The sequence below is a fragment of the Lactobacillus sp. HBUAS51381 genome (assembly GCF_012641095.1).
Lineage (GTDB): Bacteria > Bacillota > Bacilli > Lactobacillales > Lactobacillaceae > Levilactobacillus.
The window spans coordinates 1-432 of record NZ_JAAVSC010000089.1; the positions used below are offsets into that span (position 1 = coordinate 1).

Annotated in this window: 2 tRNA genes; both read right to left on the reverse strand. The window is 41.2% G+C overall.

Features of this window, described 5'->3' with window-relative positions:
* Positions 1 to 122: 122 nt before the first annotated feature.
* A tRNA-Ala gene (locus HEQ50_RS12635) sits at positions 123 to 195 on the reverse strand.
* Between the two features lie 22 nt (positions 196 to 217).
* Positions 218 to 292 (reverse strand) — tRNA-Ile (locus HEQ50_RS12640).
* Positions 293 to 432 lie beyond the last annotated feature (140 nt).

Sequence of the window (432 nt, forward strand, 5' to 3'; positions counted from 1 at the left end):
ACTAATTAAAAAACTCAAAAATACGCAGTTGTTTCTCGGTTTAATTATCTTAATAATTAAAGGAAAATAATTTGATAATATCTAGTTTTCAAAGAACAAATTCCTTGGTACTTTCGTACCAATGGAGAATAGCGGGATCGAACCGCTGACCCCCTGCTTGCAAAGCAGGTGCTCTCCCATCTGAGCTAATTCCCCAAAATGATGACCTTGCGGTCAATGGGCATAAATGGACTCGAACCATCGACCTCACGCTTATCAGGCGTGCGCTCTAAACCAGCTGAGCTATACGCCCAAAATCATTTAGCAAAATCATATAATATTGAGAGTAGACCTCTCAAAACTGACCATTGTTTCGACAAAGTATGTGTAGCCTCCGTATATTCCTTAGAAAGGAGGTGATCCAGCCGCAGGTTCTCCTACGGCTACCTTGTT